This is a genomic window from Streptomyces sp. NBC_00435 (assembly GCF_036014235.1).
Taxonomy (GTDB): Bacteria; Actinomycetota; Actinomycetes; order Streptomycetales; family Streptomycetaceae; genus Streptomyces.
Map to the genome: position 1 here is coordinate 6,857,377 of NZ_CP107924.1, position 16,837 is coordinate 6,874,213.

Here is a 16,837-nt window from a genome sequence, read left to right on the forward strand (position 1 = left end):
GGGACAGGGTGAGGGGATGTGTATATATGTCGTATTCGTCCCCTCGCCCGGCAAGTCGGGGTGAGCGCCCGTGGGTGTACTGCGTGACCATCCCGAGCTCGCCCTGTTCCTCTGTCTCGCCGTCGGCTACCTCGTCGGCAAACTGCGTGTCGGCCCGATCACCCTCGGCGGTATCTGCGGCACGCTGATCGTCTCGCTGCTGCTCGGCGCCTGGGCCAAGATCGAGATCGACGCCGATGTGAAGACGATCTTCTTCGCACTCTTCATCTTCGCGCTCGGCTACATGGCTGGACCGCAGTTCTTCGCCAACCTCAACCGCAGGAGCATGCGCTTCTTCGCGCTCTGTCTCATCGAGCTCGTCAGCGTGCTCGGCCTCGCCTACGTGCTCGCCAAGACCTTCGACCTCGACGTCGGCACCGCCTCGGGCATCCTCGCCGGCGCGGCCACCGAATCCGCCGTCGTCGGGACCGCCACCGAGGCCATCGGCAAGCTCCCGGACCTGACCGCGGACCAGATCTCCACGTACCAGGGCCACGTGGCCACCGCGTACACCGTCTGTTACCTCTTCGGCCTGGTCACCATCGTCATCTACACCAGCCAGATCATGCCGATGCTGCTCCGGATCAACCTGCGGGACGCCTCGCGCGCGCTGTGGGAGAAGATGCGCGGAGGTGGCGGCGGCGCCCTGGAGAGCGACGAGCGCGAGGCGCTGCCCGGCCTGGTAGGGCGGACCCACCTGGTCACGCTCGCCGACGGCCGCACCGTCGGAGACCTGGAATCGGCGTTCGGCGGCGGGGTGACCGTGGAGGCCGTCAGGCGTGGCTCCAGGAACCTCACCCCCACCCCGGAACTCGAGCTCACCCTCTCCGACCTCGTCCTCGTCGTCGGCCGGCGCTCCGACGCCATCGCGGCGGGCCGGGCCATCGGCCCCGAGACCCCCGGCATCCCCGGTGTGGACACCCCGCTCGCCACCAGCCAGGTCGCGATGACCGATCCGGTGGTCGCCGGGAAGACGCTGGACGAGATCCGCGGCGAATACCCGGACTTCGCCCGCAGCGGCGTGTACGTGACCGACGTGCTCCGCGGCGAACAGCACCTCCCGGCCAACGGAGAGACCGTCGTCGAACGCGGAGACGTCGTCACCCTCGTGGGCGCCCGCTCGGGCCTGGACCGGATCGTCGCGAAGATCGGCACGGTCGCCAGGAACGACGCCACCGACTTCATCTACCTCGGTCTCGGCATCGCGCTCGGCTCGCTCATCGGCCAGCTCGTGGTCCGCCTCGGCGGGGTCCCGCTCTCGCTCGGCACCGGCGGCGGCTGCCTGATCTCCGGTCTGCTCTTCGGCTGGTTCCGCTCCCGCCGGCAGACCTTCGGCGCCTTCCCGCCGCAAGCCGCCACCACCATCAAGGACATGGGGCTGGCGGTCTTCATCGCCTGCACCGGGCTGACCTCGGGCCCGCAGGCCTGGCCGCTGCTCAAGGAGTACGGGGCCCTGCTCCCGTTCGCCGGGATCGCCATGGTCCTCGTACCGGCCACGCTCTCGCTGCTCGTCGGACGCAAATTCTTGAAGATCGAGAAGCCGCTGCTGATCGGCGCCATCGCCGGACAGCAGTGCTCCACGCCCGCCATCACCTCGGTGACGCAGGTCGCCCAGAGCTCGGTGCCGATGCTCGGCTACACGATCACCTACGCCCTGTCCAACTTCCTGCTCCCCCTCACCGGGCCGATCCTCGTCGGCATCCTCGGGGCCTGACCCCCCACCAGGACGGGTATCCGCATGATCGACTTCCTCAGCCGGAACATCTTCAAACCCCATCCCGAACTGCTGGTCTTCATCACCGTCGCCTTCGGCTTCCTCGTCGGGAAGCTGCGCTGGAAGGCCATCGGCCTGGGCGCCGTCACCGGCTGCCTCGTCGTGGGCCTGGTCTTCGGGGCCCAGTTCAAGATCACCGTCGACGGGACCGTGAAGAACCTCTTCTTCACGATGTTCCTCTTCGCCCTCGGCTACAAGGTGGGCCCGCAGTTCTTCCGCGGCCTGAAGAAGGACGGCCTGCCACAGGTCCTCAACGCCGTGATCGTCTGCGTCACCGGCCTGCTCGTCTCCTGGGGTTTCGCCGTGATGCTCGGCTACGGTCCGGGGCTCAGCGCCGGACTGCTCGGCGGCGCACTCACCCAGTCCGCCGTCATCGGCGTCGCACAGGACGCGATCGGCAACCTGCCCGGGCTCAGCGCGGACCAGGTCACGGAGCAGCAGAACCTGGTCGCGGTCGGGTACGCGGTCACCTACCCGCTCGGCACCATCCTGTGCGCGATGCTCCTCGCCAACGTGCTGCCCCGGCTCTACCGCCGCGACCTGGCCGCCGAGAGCGCCAAACTCGCCGAGGAGCTCGACGCGCCCGCCGACAACCCCGACCTGCACGAGGGGTACTACGAGATCGTCCTGAGGGCGTACACCATCCAGCGGCCCGATCTCGTCGGGCGGACCATCGACGACTTCGAGAACCAGCAGAAGGAGCTGGGCCACCGCATCTACCTCACCCGGATCCGGCGGGACGGGAAGATCATCGACCACACCCAGCAGACCGTACTGGTCGAAGGCGATGTCGTCGCCGTCAGCGCCCTGCGCGGTTCCCTCGTGGAATTCGACGCCCGCACGCACATCGGTCCCGAGACCGACGACGTCGAACTCCTCGGCTACCAGACCGAGAACCTGCACGTGGTCGCCTCGGAGAAGGCGCAGCTGGGCAAGAGCATCGCGGAACTGCGCGCCGAGCCCTTCATGGTCGGGGTCTACATCGACAAACTCTTCCGCTCCGGCGCGGAGTTCCCGTACCGGCTCTCCACCCAGCTGGAGCGCGGCGACACCCTGATCCTCTCCGGCCCCAAGCGCCTGGTGGACCCCGCGGGCAGAGCCATCGGCAAGCCCGTCCCGACCAGCTTCGCCACCGACATGATCTGGGTGGGCCTCGGCATCTTCCTCGGCGGCTGCCTCGGCATCCCGGCGCTCACCGCGGGCGGGGTCCCGATCTCGCTGTCCACCTCGGGCGGCGCGCTCATCATGGGTCTCGTCTTCGGCTGGATCCGGGGCAGGTACCCGACCTACGGCAACGTCCCGCCCGGCGCCCAGTGGTTCATGGACACCTTGGGGCTGTGCCTGTTCATCGCGGTCGTCGGGCTCAACGCCGGGCCGAGCTTCACCAGCGGGCTCGCCACCGCCGGCTGGGGGCTGCTGCTCTGGGGCGCGGTCATCACGCTGATCCCGCTGCTGGTCGGCTTCCTCGTGGGCCACCACGTCCAGAAGATCCGCTTCCCGATCCTGATGGGCGTACTGGCCGGCGGCCAGACCACCACGGCGGCGATCGGGGCGGTCAACGAAACGTCCAAATCACAGGTGCCGACGCTCGGTTACACGATCCCCTACGCGATCAGCAACGTCCTGCTGACCATCTGGGGCGCCGTCATCGTCCTCCTCAACCACTGAACGCCCCCGACCGAACGTCCCTCGACCCAAAGGAACGAACCACCGTGCCGGAGACCACTTTCAGCCGCGAGGAGATCCAGTCCTTCGCGCAGCTCAGCCCGTTCGAGCTGAAGGACAAGTTCATCCAGCTCGCCACCGCCGCCCAGGCCGACAAGCCGGGCCAGAAGGACACCACCGCGCGCGCCATGCTCAACGCGGGCCGCGGGAACCCGAACTGGATCGCCACCGGGCCGCGCGAGGCCTTCTACGCGCTGGGCTACTTCGCGCTCGAGGAGTCCCGGCGGGTGTGGACCGCCGACAACCTCGGCGGAATGCCGGAGAAGAAGGGCATCGGGGAGCGGTTCGACTCCTGGGCCCGGCGCCACCCCGACCTGCCGGGCGTGGAGATGCTGTCCGCCTGCGTCCAGTACGCCCTCTCGCGCTGGCCGTTCGACACGGACGCCTTCGTGCACGAGCTCACCGACTCCATCACCGGCGACAACTACCCGGTCCCGGACCGGATGTTGAAGCACACGGAGCAGATCGTGCGCGGCTACGTCGCTGACGAGATGTTCGACAGGAGGCCGCCGCAGGGCAACGAACTGTCGCTGTTCGCGACCGAGGGCGGCACGGCCGCCATGTGCTACATCTTCGACTCGCTGATGAAGAACGGGATCCTGCGAAAGGGGGACAAGATCGCCCTGCTGACCCCGGTGTTCACCCCGTACATCGAGATCCCCGAGCTCGACACGTTCGAGTTCGAGGTGGTCAACGTCTCCGCGAGCCTGTTCGCGGAGAGCGGGGTGCGGCAGTGGCGTTACCCCGAGGAAGAGGTCGCCAAGCTGGCCGACCCCTCCGTGAAGCTCGTCTGCCTGGTCAACCCGAGCAACCCGCCCTCGCTGGCCCTGAGCGACCGGGTGGCGAACCAGATCAGGGACATCGTCGCCACCAGCAACCCGAACCTGCTGATCGTCACGGACGACGTGTACGGCACCTTCGTGCCCGGCTTCCGCTCGATCGCCGCCGACCTGCCGCGCAACACCCTGCTCGTGTACTCGTACTCCAAGCACTACGGCTGCACCGGTTGGCGGCTCGGCGTCATCGGCCTGCACGACGACAACGTCATCGACGCGATGATCGCGGGCTTCCCCCAGGACCAGAAGGACCGGCTCGCCAAGCGGTACGGCACGCTCACCCTGGAGCCGGAGAAGATCCGCTTCATCGACCGGCTCGTCGCGGACTCCCGGTCGGTGGCCCTCAACCACACGGCCGGCCTGTCGCTTCCGCAGCAGACGATGATGACGCTCTTCTCGCTCTTCGACATGCTGGAGGAGGGCCAGGCGTACAAGGAGCGCATCCGGCAGATCGTCCACCGCAGGCTCGACCTGTTGCTGGAGGGCGCCCAGATGAAGATCTCCGAGGACGACAAGCGGGCCGGGTACTACATCGAGCTCGACCTGCTGGCCGAGGCGGAGCGGGTCCACGGCAAGGACTTCGCGGACTTCCTGGAGAAGAACTACGAGCCCGTCGACCCGCTGTTCCGCCTGGCCGAGCAGACCTCGGTGGTCCTGCTCAACGGCGGCGGCTTCGACGGCCCGCAGTGGTCGGTGCGCGTCTCGCTGGCCAACCTCGACGACCTGGACTACCTGAAGATCGGCCACCACCTGAGGGCGATCTTCAACGACTACGCGAGCGAGTGGGAGCGCTCGAAGGCGGCCGGCTAGGGCCAGTCGTCGCGCGGCAGACGGGAGTTCGACGAGAGACCCCGGGGCCGGGTGCCCCGGGCCCGGGGTGCCCGCCGGATCGCGGCGGGCACCCCCGGGGGCCGATCAGCGCCCGATCAGCGGGTAGTGGTCGGAGAGGTTGGTGTAGGTGTACGAGGTGCCCCAGCTGGAGACGGTCCAGGGCGCGGACTGCTCCTTCACCACGTTGTTGTCCCAGTTCGCGGGGCGCGCGTTGCCCTTGCGGTAGAGCACGTAGTCCAGGTCCTCGCGCGGGTCGGTCGGGTAGCGGTAGTTCGCTATCGAGTTCAGCGCGGTGTCGAAGGAGTACGGGTGCCCCGTGCGGGTGTCGGACGGTGCCAGGTCGGCGTCGGCCAGCATGGAGGCGAGCTCGGGGGTGCGCGAGTCGACGTTCATGTCGCCCGCCACGATGACCTGTTCGTTCGCCGGGATGTTCTTCCCGTCCAGGAACGCGTCGATGCTCCGGAACTGGCGGGAACGCATCTGCGCCGCCTCGCCCGCGTCGCAGCCCGGGTCGGTGGACTGGGCGTGCGTGCCGACCACGTGGACCTTGGTCCCGTTCACGTTCAGCACGACGTAGGCGAAGCCCTTGTTGGACCACCAGTCGGCGCCGCAGGCGTCCTTGTAGACGACCTGTTCCTTGCGCAGGATCGGCCACTTGCTGAGGATCGTGACGCCGCCGTCCTCCGGGGTGGTGGAGGAGTAGGCGCCGCCCGTCGCGTCCCAGCCGCTCTTGCTGCGGCCCACGACGGGGGTCTGGTTCGGGTACTGCGCCGAGGCGTTGGACTTCAGCGCGTCCGAGGCGCCGTTGTCGAAGGCCTCCTGGAGCACGACCACGTCGTGGCCCTGGAAGAAGGAGGCCTTGGGGATCTCCGTCGCCCGGTGGTCCTGGCCCCAGTTCGGGTAGAGGTTCTTGCTCATCAGGAACGTGTTGTACGTCAGAACGCTGAGCCGCGGTGCGGCGGCGCTCTCCGCGGCGGTGGCGGCCGGAGCCGTGGTCGCGGCGAGCGATCCGACGGCGATCGCGGCGACGACCGCGGCGGCGGCCCTGGCCTTGCGGGGCTGGATGTGGGGCATGGAGTTCTCCCTCGTTCCTGTGGGGGAAGATCGGCTCCGCCATCCAAGCAGCCACGGTTACCTCTGGGTAACACCCATGACACGACTTTCTGTCCGGACCACGACAAGGTGGGGTCGGCGGCGGAACGGAGCCGGTCAGTCCGCCGTGGAGGTCCACGTGAAGCCGGAGAGATCGCCCTGCTCGGAGGCGCTGGAGGCAGCGTCACGGAGCCACCGGCGCCGCAGGACGACGCGCAGCAGGGCGTGGACCACGAGGGCGAACGCGGTGAGGCAGGCCAGGGTGACGGCCGCGATCGCGAGCAGGGTGGGCGCCGCGTCCTCCAGCCAGGCCGACGGGGACAGGTTCATCGCCGCAGGATGCACCGTCCGGGGGCCCGGTGGAAGGTGCGGGACCACCGTCATACTGGGAGAACGGCGAGGTCTACACCCTGGGGGCGCACTCATGAGCACGACGGAGCACCCGGCGGAGCGATCGGCACAGCCGGCGGCGCCCGCGGGCCCGGCGGCACGGCGTGCGTCCGGCGGCCGGACGGACCCCGAGCCCCCGCCGCCCGGCGGCGTGCTCTGGACCATCGCCGGAGACGTCCGCGCGCTGCTCATGCTGCCCGCGGCCTTCACCATGCAGGTCGCGCACCCCGCGATCGGGGCCGGCGTCGACGAGCACTCCGTCTTCCGCACCGACCCCTGGGGCCGCGGCGAGCGTTCCCTGCGCTCCGTCCAGCTGTGGGTGTACGGCGGATCGGACGCCGCGGCCGAGGGGCGCAGGGTGCGCCGGCTGCACAAGGAGATACAGGGCACCGACACCCGGGGCCGCCGCTACCACTCCCTCGACCCGGCCTGCTACGCCTGGGTGCACGCCACCGGCTTCCCGGTCTACCTCTACGCCGGGCGCTACCTGCTGCGCCGCTTCACACCCGCCCAGGAGCGCCGGCTCTACAGCGAGTGGCTCCAGGTCGGCCGCATCCTCGGCCTCCACGACCGGGACATGCCCCGGAGCATCGAGGAGTACTGGCCCTACTACCACCGGATGCTGGCCGAGGAGATCGAGTCCACCCCGGTCGCGCGCGAGCTCGTCGCCACCGACGCGCCGCTGCCCCGCCCCGGGGGCGGCCCGCTGCCCGTCCGGATCCTGCTGCGCCTGACCTGGCCGGTTCTGCGGGCCGCCTTCCTGCACTTCCGGGCCTTTGTCAGCGTCGGCTACATGCCGCCCGAGGCCCGCGCCGCCATCGGTCTGGAGTGGACCCCGGCCCAGGAGCGCCGCCTGCGCCGTTTCAGCACGGCCGTACGCATCCTCGTACCCCTCCTGCCGGAACGCCTGCGCTACCTCCCGATCGCCCGCGCGGCCCGGGCGCGCCGGCGCGCCGGGACCCCCTGAGGGGTACCGGCGCGCGAGGGGACCGTACGGCCGTGGTTTCTTCCGTACGGTCCCGGCACCTTGGCCGCGCCCGCGGATCAGTGGCCTTCGTGGACGGAGTCCGTCGCGGCGATCTTCTTCCAGGACTTCGGCTCGGCCACCGGCTTCGCGGCCGGGGCCCGCAGGGTGCGGGCGCCCGGGACCTTGGCCGCCGGGTTCAGGTCCGAGAGGGCCGGCTTGCCCGGGGTGTAGAGCCAGGTCTCGAAGAGCTGCGCGAGCGGCTGGTTGGAAATCTTCTCCGCGTAGCGGACGAAGTCACCGACCTTGGCGTTGCCGTAGGCGCGCTCGGTCGGCCAGCCCTTGAGGATCTGGAAGAACTTCTCGTCGCCGACCTTGTTGCGCAGCGCCTGGATGGCGATCGCGCCCCGGTCGTAGACGGCCCCGTGGAACTGGTTCTCCGGGCCCGGGTCGCCCGGCTTCACCTGCCAGAACGGGTCCTCCGCAGCACGCAGCTGGTACGACCAGTCGGCGAGCTCCTGCGCGGTGCCCTCGCCCTCCTTCTCCGACCACAGCCACTGGCTGTAGCGGGCGAAGCCCTCGTTGACCCAGATGTCCTTCCAGCCGTCGACGGACACGCTGTCGCCGTACCACTGGTGGGCCAGCTCGTGCACGACCACCGAGACGTTCGCGCCGTTCGCGAACTGCTTGGGGCTGTAGAACGGCCGGGTCTGCGTCTCCAGGGCGAAGCCGCTGGGCACGTTCGGGACGTAGCCGCCCAGCGCGTTGAAGGGGTACGGGCCGAAGACGCCCTCCAGCCACTCGGCGACCTCGCCGGTGCGCTCCACGCTCGCCCGCGCCGCGCCCGCGTTGTCACCGAGGTCCTGGCTGTAGGCGTTCAGGATCGGCAGCCCGCTCGACGTCTTGTCGGTGGTGATGTCGAACTTGCCGATCGCCAGGGTGGCGAGGTACGTCGCCTGCGGCTTGTTCGAGCGCCAGTTGTAGCGGGTCCAGCCGAGCCGTGAACTCTGCGACTGCAGCACGCCGTTGCTGATCGCCTGGGTGCCGTCGGGCACGTTCACCGAGACGTCGAAGGTGGCCTTGTCGAGCGGGTGGTCGTTGCTCGGGAACCACCAGACCGCCGAATCGGGCTCCTGCGCGGCGATCCCGCCGTCCGGGGTGCGCTGCCAGGCCGACCAGCCGTCGACCTTGAACTCCGAAGGCTTGCCCGCATACTTGACGACCACGCTCGACTGCCGGCCGCGCTGGAGCGGGGTGGCCGGGGTGACCTCCAGCTCCTGGGTGCCCGACTTGGCGAACTTCGCCTTGACGCCGTTGACCCGGATCTCGCTGACGTCCAGGCCGAAGTCCAGGTTGAAGCGGGACAGGTCCTGCTTGGCGGTGGTCAGCAGGGTGGCGGTGCCCTCCAGCAGGTCGGTCTTGGGCTGGTACTGCAGGCGCAGGTCGTAGTGGGAGACCTCGTACCCGCCGTTGCCGCTGGCCGGGTAATAGGGATCGCCGATACCCGGGGCGCCCGGACCCGAACTCGCCGCCGACGCCGGGATCACCAGCAGAAGGGAAGCGGCGAGCACGCTGGGGGCGATGACTTTGCGGTGCACCTTGAACTCCAATGGGTAGGGGAGTGGCTTCCGTTCGACCGTATTCACGCCCGGGACCTCACGTCATGTCCATGGCCCCTGCTGTCACACGATCGCCACGCGTCTGAAAAACGCCCGTACCGGACCGGGCGGCGCCGGAAATCTCGCGGCCGGTCCCCGGCCTGCACCGATCGATGTCCGTATCTGCAATTCAGCCGTCATTGCCGCCGCGTTCCACGGGTCCTAGCGTTGCCGTCGTGGCCCCGCACGCCGGCCGCCACCCCCACCCTCTTGAGAACGGCATTCCTATGGCTACCACCACCCTGCGTCAGCTCAACGGCTTCGACGAGACCCCCGCGACCTTCGAGAACGCGGTCCTCGTCCTGGTCGACTACCAGAACACCTACACCGGCGGCGTCATGGAGCTGGACGGCTGGGAGCCCGCGCTGGCCTCCGCCGCGCAGCTCCTCGCCCGGGCCCGCGAGGCGGGTACCCCCGTCGTCCACATCCGCGACGGCGGCTACGGCATCGACACCGAGCCGGGCACCATCCACGCGTCCGTCGCCCCCCGGGACAACGAGGCCGTCGTCACCAAGTCCGTGCCCAACGGCTTCCACAACACCGATCTCCACGGGATCATCGAGGCCACCGGTCGCAAGAACCTGATCATCGCCGGGTTCATGACCAACATGTGCACCCTCTTCACCACCGAGGGCGCCTTCCTGCGCGGCTACGCCCCGACCGTCGTCGCCGACGCCTCGGCGACCCGAGCGCTGGAGAGCCCGGCGGGCGCCCTGACGGCGCAGCAGATCCACCAGGCGGCCCTCGCCACGGTCACCGAGCTCTACGGTGTGGTCGTCGCCACCGGCGCCGAGCTGAAGTAACACCGACGCCGCAACACCGGCAACGGGCCCCCCTCTCCCGCAGACGGCGCGGAAGAGGGGGACTTCCGCGTTTCCGGCCTGATCCTTTCCCCGGGCGGGGGCAGGCCGGGCGGGGGCAGGCCGGCGCAGTGGCCGGGCCGGGGCGGCGGCCGGAGCCGTGTTCCGGAAGGCACTCCCTCACCTGCGGCCCGTCGGAGCAGCGCTCTTCACTGCATACCAAGCAGTCGTTAGCCTGCCCCGCATGACCCTTCCCGAGCACGCCGCCCGCCGCTGTTGGCACGGGGCGATCAACCCGCTGCACTCCACCGTCTACTTCTCGCCCGACCTCGGCAAGGAGTTCTCCGCCCTCGGGATCACCGACTGGGCCGCGGTCAACCTCTCCTCCCGGTCGGCCGCCATGGGCGCGGTCGGCGCGGGCACCGTGACCGCCACCTTCTACAACTACCGCCACGACCTGGTCGCCCGGCACCTGCCGACCGTCTGGGAGACGGCGACCCCCGAACAGGTCCTCGCCGCCCGGCTGCGGGCCGCCGACTCCACGCTGCGCCGGCTCCTCGGTCCCGGGACCATCGAATCCCCCGAGATCGCCGAGGCCGCCGAGCTGGCGATGCGCGCGACCGAGGCGTGCACCCGGCACGCCCGTACGCTGTACTCGGCCCACGCGGACCTCCCCGTACCCGAGGAGCCGCACCTGCGGCTCTGGCACGCCACCACCCTCCTGCGCGAGCACCGCGGGGACGGGCACCTCGTCGCCCTGCTCACCGTAGGCCTGGACCCGGTCGAAGCCCTGGTCAGCCACACGGCCACCGGGCGCGGCATGACCCCGAAATACCTCAAGTCCATCCGCGGCTGGAACCAGTCCGACCTCGACGCGGCCACCGGCCGGCTGCGCGACCGCGGCCTGCTCGACGCCGGGGGCGGGCTCACCGCCGAGGGCGCGGCGCTGCGCGAAGCACTGGAGACGGAGACCGACCGCCTCGACGAGGCCCCGTACGAGCACCTCGGCGCCGCCGGACTCGCCCGGCTCGCGGAGCTCGGCGGTGGCTTCACCATGCAGGCCTTCGCCGCCGGAGCCTTCCCCGGGGACCTGCTCGGCAGGGCCTGAGACCCGGGCCGGACAGGGCTCCCGACGTCCGGGGCCGCCACCTGCCACAATTGGCAGCCTTCCGACGCAGCACGCAGCACCATCACGTACACGTACGAAGGCAGGCGGGACCGCACAGTGACCATGTCCATCGAAGGCAGGATCGCCGAGGAGCTCGGCGTACGGGAGCGGCAGGTCAAGTCCGCCGTCGAGCTGCTCGACGGCGGCTCGACCGTGCCGTTCATCGCTCGCTACCGCAAGGAAGCGACCGAGATGCTCGACGACGCCCAGCTGCGCACCCTGGAGGAACGGCTGCGCTACCTGCGCGAGCTGGAGGACCGGCGCGCGGCGATCCTCTCCTCCGTGCGGGAGCAGGGCAAGCTCGATGCCGAGCTGGAGGCCCGCATCAACGCGGCCGACACCAAGGCCCGGCTGGAGGACATCTACCTCCCCTTCAAGACCAAGCGCCGCACCAAGGCCCAGATCGCCCGCGAGGCCGGCCTGGAGCCGCTCGCCGACGGCCTGCTGGCCGACCCCTCGGTGGAACCGGCCGCCCGGGCCGCCGCGTTCGTGGACGCGGACAAGGGGGTCGCCGATCCGGGCGCGGCCCTGGAAGGGGCCCGCTCCATCCTCACCGAGAAGTTCGGCGAGGACGCCGACCTCATCGGTGAACTGCGCGAGCGGATGTGGGGCCGCGGCCGGCTCGCCGCGAAGGTCCGCGAGGGCAAGGAGGAGGCGGGCGCCAAGTTCGCCGACTACTTCGACTTCACCGAACCCTTCACCGCACTGCCCTCGCACCGCGTGCTCGCGATGCTCCGCGGGGAGAAGGAGGACGTCCTCGATCTCACCCTGGAGCCCGAGGAGCCGAGCGAGACGCCCGGACCCTCCACCTACGAGGGCATGGTCGCCCGGCGTTTCGGCATCAACGACCGCGGCCGCCCCGGCGACAAGTGGCTCGCCGACACCGTTCGCTGGGCCTGGCGCACGAAGATCCAGGTGCACCTCGGCATCGACCTGCGCACCCGGCTGCGTGCCGCCGCCGAGGACGAGGCGGTACGGGTCTTCGCGTCCAACCTGCGCGACCTGCTGCTCGCCGCACCCGCCGGCACCCGCGCGACGCTCGGCCTGGACCCGGGTTTCCGCACGGGCGTGAAGGTGGCCGTCGTGGACGCCACCGGCAAGGTCGTGGCCACCGAGGTGATCTACCCGCACGTGCCCGCGAACAAGTGGGACGACGCGCTCGCCAAGCTCGCCCGGCTGGCGAAGGAGCACGCGGTCGACCTCGTCGCCATCGGCAACGGCACCGCCTCCCGCGAGACCGACAAGCTCGCCGCGGACCTCATCGCCCGCCACCCCGAGCTGAAGCTCACCAAGGTGATGGTCTCGGAGGCCGGCGCCTCGGTGTATTCGGCCTCCGCCTTCGCCTCGCAGGAACTCCCGGACATGGACGTGTCGTTGCGCGGCGCCGTCTCCATCGCCCGCCGTCTGCAGGATCCGCTCGCCGAGCTGGTGAAGATCGACCCGAAGTCGATCGGAGTCGGCCAGTACCAGCACGACCTGTCCGAGGTGAAGCTCTCGCGCTCGCTCGACGCCGTGGTCGAGGACTGTGTGAACGGCGTCGGCGTCGACGTCAACACCGCCTCCGCACCGCTGCTCTCGCGGGTTTCGGGCATCAGCGGCGGACTCGCCGAGAACATCGTCGCGCACCGCGACGCCAACGGCCCCTTCCGCAACCGCAAGGGCCTCAAGGACGTGGCCCGGCTCGGCCCGAAGGCGTACGAGCAGTGCGCGGGCTTCCTGCGGATCCGCGGCGGGGACGACCCGCTGGACTCCTCCAGCGTGCACCCCGAGGCGTACCCGGTCGTCCGCTCCATGGGGAAGACGGCGGGCAGCGAGGTGGCGGCCCTGATCGGCAACACCGGCGTGCTGCGCTCGCTGCGTCCGGAGCAGTTCGTCACCGAGGCCTTCGGCCTGCCGACGGTCACCGACATCCTGCGCGAACTGGAGAAGCCGGGCCGGGACCCGCGTCCCGCGTTCAAGACGGCGACCTTCAAGGAGGGCGTCGAAAAGCTCGGCGACCTGGCCCCCGGGATGATCCTGGAGGGTGTGGTCACCAATGTGGCCGCCTTCGGCGCCTTCATCGACATCGGCGTCCACCAGGACGGGCTGGCGCACGTCTCCGCGCTCTCGAAGACCTTCGTCAAGGACCCGCGGGACGTGGTCAAGCCGGGTGACGTCGTCCGGGTGAAGGTCATGGACGTGGACATCCCGCGCAAGCGGATCTCGCTGACGCTGCGGCTCGAGGACGAGGCGGAGCGCGGCGCCGCCGGCGGCGGCGGTGCCGGCGCGCCGAAGCAGCGCGAGGAGCGGGGCGAGCGGGGCGAGCGGGGCGGTGGCGGCAAGCCCCCGCAGCAGCGCGGTGGCCAGGGCGGCTCGCGCGACGGGGCCAGGGGCGGCTCGCGCGACGGCGGCAGGGGCCAGCGCCAGGGCGGTCAGGGCGGTCAGGGCGGCGGAGCTCCGGCGCCGGCCAACAGCGCGATGGCCGACGCCCTGCGCCGTGCCGGTCTCAGCGGCCCCGACGAGCGGGGCGGCCGCAAGCGCTAGCAACTCGTGGCAGCTCATGACGGGTTGGCCGAATAGGCACCTCACATGGGGACATACCTTGCCAACTCCGCTGCAAGATCTGTAGGCATGACGGAACGCCCGTTCGTCTTTCGGCGAACGGGCTTCCGTGTTTCCCCTCAGGACCGCACTCCCGAGGTCGCCTTGAAGGCAAAGGACGTCATGCCCCTGCCCACGCACGCCTATCATCGCTGCCCGAGAAAGGGTCCGAAGAGGGAACACATGCGCCACCCGCAACTCAGTCTGCGTAAACGGTGCGAGTCGATTCTCAGCCGTCTTGAACTGACAGACCCTTTCTCCCTCGACGGACTGTGCGACCGGATAGCCGAGCAGCGGGGTCGCCCCATCCGGCTCCACCCCCTGCCCAAGGAGGCGGCGGAGTCCGGAGTGTGCGGACTGTGGGTCGGTACCGCCAGCGTGGACTACGTGTTCTACGAGGCCCAGACCACCCCGCTGCACCGGGAGCACATCGTGCTCCACGAGATCGGCCACATCCTCTTCGGACACAACTCCCTGGAAGCCGCGGACACCGGGGCCAGCGGGGGCGCGGACGGCACGGGCGCAGGCATCGCCACCGTGCTCGGGCGCACCAACTACACCACCCACCAGGAGCGGGAGGCGGAAATGCTGGCCAGCATGATCCGCATCCGCACGGGATCGCGCGGTCCGCGCCTCGGCCACGCGGCCACGGGCCGGGACACGTTGGCCCGGCTGGAGTCCGCGATGGGCTACGAGCGGCGGGGGCGGGGGCCGGGCCGCCATGGCTGCTGATCTCACCGCCTTCGGCGACGCGCTCGCCGTCCCCAGCGTCGTGTTCCTCTGGCTCGCCGTCCTGCTCCGCGCCCCCGGCGCCCTGCGCGCCCCGCACCAGCGGGGCCTGTGGCTCGCCGTCGCCACCGCCGCGGCCGCCATGACGCTGAACCTACCGGACGTCGTCGCCTACGCCATGGGCCGCGACCCGGCCTACGCCCACACCATCGGGCTGGTCCGCAACCTCACCGGTGTCCTCTCCGCGGGCGCCGTGCTCTACTTCGTGGCCGCCGCCACCCGGGGCCGCCGGCTCCAGATCGCCTCCGGCGCCGGCACGGTCCTGTGGCTGACCGCCCTCGTCGCCCTGGACGCGGCCGCGCCCGTGCACGGCACGCACACCATCCCGCCGGCCGGCGATCCGGTGCCCTCCCTCGGCTACTGGCTGGTGCTGATCTCCGCGCACCTCCTCGCCAACAGCGTCTGCGTGTCCGTCTGCTGGCGCTACAGCCGCCGCACCGAGAGCCGGGGCCTGGCCGCCGGACTGCTGCTCTTCGGCCTCGGCACCGCGCTCGCCGGGGTGTTCTGGTTCGTGTACCTGCTCAAGGCGCTCTTCGGGTTCACCTGGGCGATGCCCGCGAACCCGCTGCTGATGAACGCGCACGGCCTGCTGCGCGCCGCCGCGATCCTCGTCCCGACCCTGTTCACCTTCCGCCGCACGGCCGCCGACACCGCCACCGCCTGGCGGCTGTGGCCGCTCTGGCGCGACCTGGTCCACGCCGTCCCGCACGTCGCCCTCAACGAGCCGCGCGCGGGCCGCCTGCTGGAACTGCTGTGGCCGCCGGTCCCGCGCAACCTGCTCGTCTACCGCAAGGTCATCGAGACCCGCGACGCGATCCTGATCCTGGGGGAGTACGTGGCCCCGGGCGTGCCGGAGCTCGCGCGCGGCCACGTCGCGGGCAGCGGTGTGCCCGAAGCGCGGCGCAGCGCGGCCGCGCTGGCCTGCGTACTGAAGGAGGCGCGGCAGGCGAAGCTGGCCGGGATCCCGCAACAGCGGTGCGAGGGCGACGCGTTGGAGCTGCCGGCCGCCCTCCAGACCTCGGCCGGGGGCGGAGACCTGGAGGGGGAGGCCCGCTTCCTCGTGGACGTCGCCCGGGCCTACGTCTCGCCCGCCGCCAGCGGCTTCACCCCATGAGACCCCGGGCGCCCCGGCACGACACGGCGCACCCGCACGCGTGCCCGTGCCCGTACTCGTATCGGTATCCGTATCCGCACGAATCGCTCGACCGCCAGGAAATGGAACTCCCTTGACCGCCACCACCGTACTGATCACAGGGGCCAGCGCCGGACTCGGCGCGGCCTTCGCCCGCGGCTTCGCCGCCAAGGGCTGCGACCTCGTCCTCGTCGCCCGCGACAAGGCCCGCCTCGAGGCCGTCGCCGCGGACCTCGGCCGGGAATTCGGCACCGTCTGCGAGGTGCTGCCCGCCGACCTGCTGGACCCCGACAGCCTCGGGACCGTCGTCGAACGGCTCGTCGACCCCGCCCGGCCCGTGGACATCCTGGTCAACAACGCCGGCTTCGGACTCCCCGTGCCGTTCCCCTACAGCCCGGTCGAGGACGAGGAACGGATGCTCGACCTGCTGGTCAAGGTCCCGCTCCGGCTCACCCACGCGGTGCTCCCGGGCCTGCGCGCGCGCCGCCGGGGCGCGGTGGTCAACGTCTCCTCGGTGGCCGGACTCCTGCCGACCGGGACCTACGGCGCCGCGAAGGCCTGGATCACGGCCTTCAGCGAGTCGCTGCGCGTGGACATGGAGCCGTACGGGGTGCGCGTGCTGGCCGTGGTGCCCGGGTTCACCCGCACCGAGTTCCAGGAGCGTGCCGGGATGGACGTCAGCGCCCTGAGCGACGCGGTGTGGCTGGAGCCGCGCGAGGTGGTGGCCCAGGCCCTGAAGGACCTGGCCCGGCGCCGGCCGGTGAGCATCACCGGCCGCCGCTACCAGGCGTACGCCCTCGCGGTCCGCCACCTCCCGCGCACCTTCGTGGCCCGGAAGATGGCCCGCACACGGCGCCCCCCGGTGGACGCGGTCTAGGCGGCCGGGCGGCCCGTCACGGTACGGTCCGGCGCCGGCCGGGCCGAGGGGGCACGGGGTTCCTGTCGCCCCGTCCGGAGCGGCCACCAGGAGCGCCGTCCACGAGGCCGCCGGCCGCACATGGGCATCGCGGTCCTCCAGCCAGGGCCGCACCCACGCGACGGTCGCCTCCGGGTCATCGG

13 protein-coding genes are annotated in these 16,837 nt (G+C 70.8%); 10 read left to right on the forward strand and 3 right to left on the reverse strand.

The window, feature by feature from the left end; translation table 11 throughout:
* The first annotated feature begins 70 nt into the window (after positions 1-70).
* The 3 genes from aspT (OG389_RS30955) to OG389_RS30965 are packed head-to-tail and all read left to right on the forward strand — an operon-like array spanning position 71 to position 5,184.
* Positions 71-1,753, forward strand: a complete 1,683-nt coding sequence (aspT, locus tag OG389_RS30955; RefSeq protein WP_328301797.1) for an aspartate-alanine antiporter — start codon at positions 71-73, stop codon at positions 1,751-1,753.
* 24 nt (positions 1,754-1,777) lie between these two features.
* The gene (gene aspT, locus OG389_RS30960; protein WP_328301799.1) at positions 1,778-3,481 is read left to right on the forward strand and encodes an aspartate-alanine antiporter; all 1,704 of its coding nucleotides are present in this window, start codon (positions 1,778-1,780) and stop codon (positions 3,479-3,481) included.
* Positions 3,482-3,525: 44 nt separating this feature from the next.
* Positions 3,526-5,184, forward strand: a complete 1,659-nt coding sequence (locus OG389_RS30965) for a bifunctional aspartate transaminase/aspartate 4-decarboxylase (RefSeq protein ID WP_328301801.1) — start codon at positions 3,526-3,528, stop codon at positions 5,182-5,184.
* Positions 5,185-5,289: 105 nt separating this feature from the next.
* Here OG389_RS30965 and sph read toward each other — a convergent pair whose 3' ends face one another.
* On the reverse strand, positions 5,290-6,279 hold the full coding sequence (gene sph, locus OG389_RS30970; RefSeq protein WP_328301803.1) for a sphingomyelin phosphodiesterase: 990 nt from the start codon (positions 6,277-6,279) through the stop codon (positions 5,290-5,292).
* 135 nt (positions 6,280-6,414) lie between these two features.
* Positions 6,415-6,627 (reverse strand): hypothetical protein, encoded by a 213-nt coding sequence (locus OG389_RS30975; RefSeq protein WP_328301805.1) that lies wholly within the window; start codon positions 6,625-6,627, stop codon positions 6,415-6,417.
* Between the two features lie 94 nt (positions 6,628-6,721).
* On the opposite strand from OG389_RS30975, the gene OG389_RS30980 reads away from it, so the two are divergent.
* Positions 6,722-7,654, forward strand: coding sequence for an oxygenase MpaB family protein (locus tag OG389_RS30980; RefSeq protein WP_328301807.1), 933 nt, complete (start codon positions 6,722-6,724; stop codon positions 7,652-7,654).
* A gap of 77 nt (positions 7,655-7,731) precedes the next feature.
* Here the strand turns inward: OG389_RS30980 and OG389_RS30985 are convergent, their stop codons facing one another.
* Positions 7,732-9,249, reverse strand: a complete 1,518-nt coding sequence (locus tag OG389_RS30985; protein ID WP_328301809.1) for a M1 family metallopeptidase — start codon at positions 9,247-9,249, stop codon at positions 7,732-7,734.
* A gap of 287 nt (positions 9,250-9,536) precedes the next feature.
* Here OG389_RS30985 and OG389_RS30990 point away from each other — a divergent pair, with 287 nt between their 5' ends.
* From OG389_RS30990 to OG389_RS31015, 6 genes are all read left to right on the forward strand, one after another.
* Positions 9,537-10,112, forward strand: coding sequence for an isochorismatase family protein (locus OG389_RS30990; protein ID WP_328301811.1), 576 nt, complete (start codon positions 9,537-9,539; stop codon positions 10,110-10,112).
* Positions 10,113-10,353: 241 nt separating this feature from the next.
* The gene (locus tag OG389_RS30995; protein ID WP_328301813.1) at positions 10,354-11,217 is read left to right on the forward strand and encodes an SCO6745 family protein; all 864 of its coding nucleotides are present in this window, start codon (positions 10,354-10,356) and stop codon (positions 11,215-11,217) included.
* A gap of 117 nt (positions 11,218-11,334) precedes the next feature.
* Positions 11,335-13,800, forward strand: coding sequence for a Tex family protein (locus OG389_RS31000; RefSeq protein WP_328301815.1), 2,466 nt, complete (start codon positions 11,335-11,337; stop codon positions 13,798-13,800).
* Between the two features lie 405 nt (positions 13,801-14,205).
* A complete protein-coding gene (locus tag OG389_RS31005) occupies positions 14,206-14,589 on the forward strand; it encodes a hypothetical protein (protein WP_328301817.1) in 384 nt (127 codons plus the stop codon).
* Positions 14,579-15,760, forward strand: a complete 1,182-nt coding sequence (locus tag OG389_RS31010; protein WP_328301819.1) for an MAB_1171c family putative transporter — start codon at positions 14,579-14,581, stop codon at positions 15,758-15,760. The genes OG389_RS31005 and OG389_RS31010 overlap by 11 nt, the downstream gene beginning before the upstream one ends.
* Before the next feature lie 112 nt (positions 15,761-15,872).
* Entirely contained in the window at positions 15,873-16,655 is a 783-nt protein-coding gene (locus tag OG389_RS31015) for an SDR family NAD(P)-dependent oxidoreductase (protein WP_328301821.1), read from the forward strand.
* The last annotated feature ends 182 nt before the right edge of the window (positions 16,656-16,837 follow it).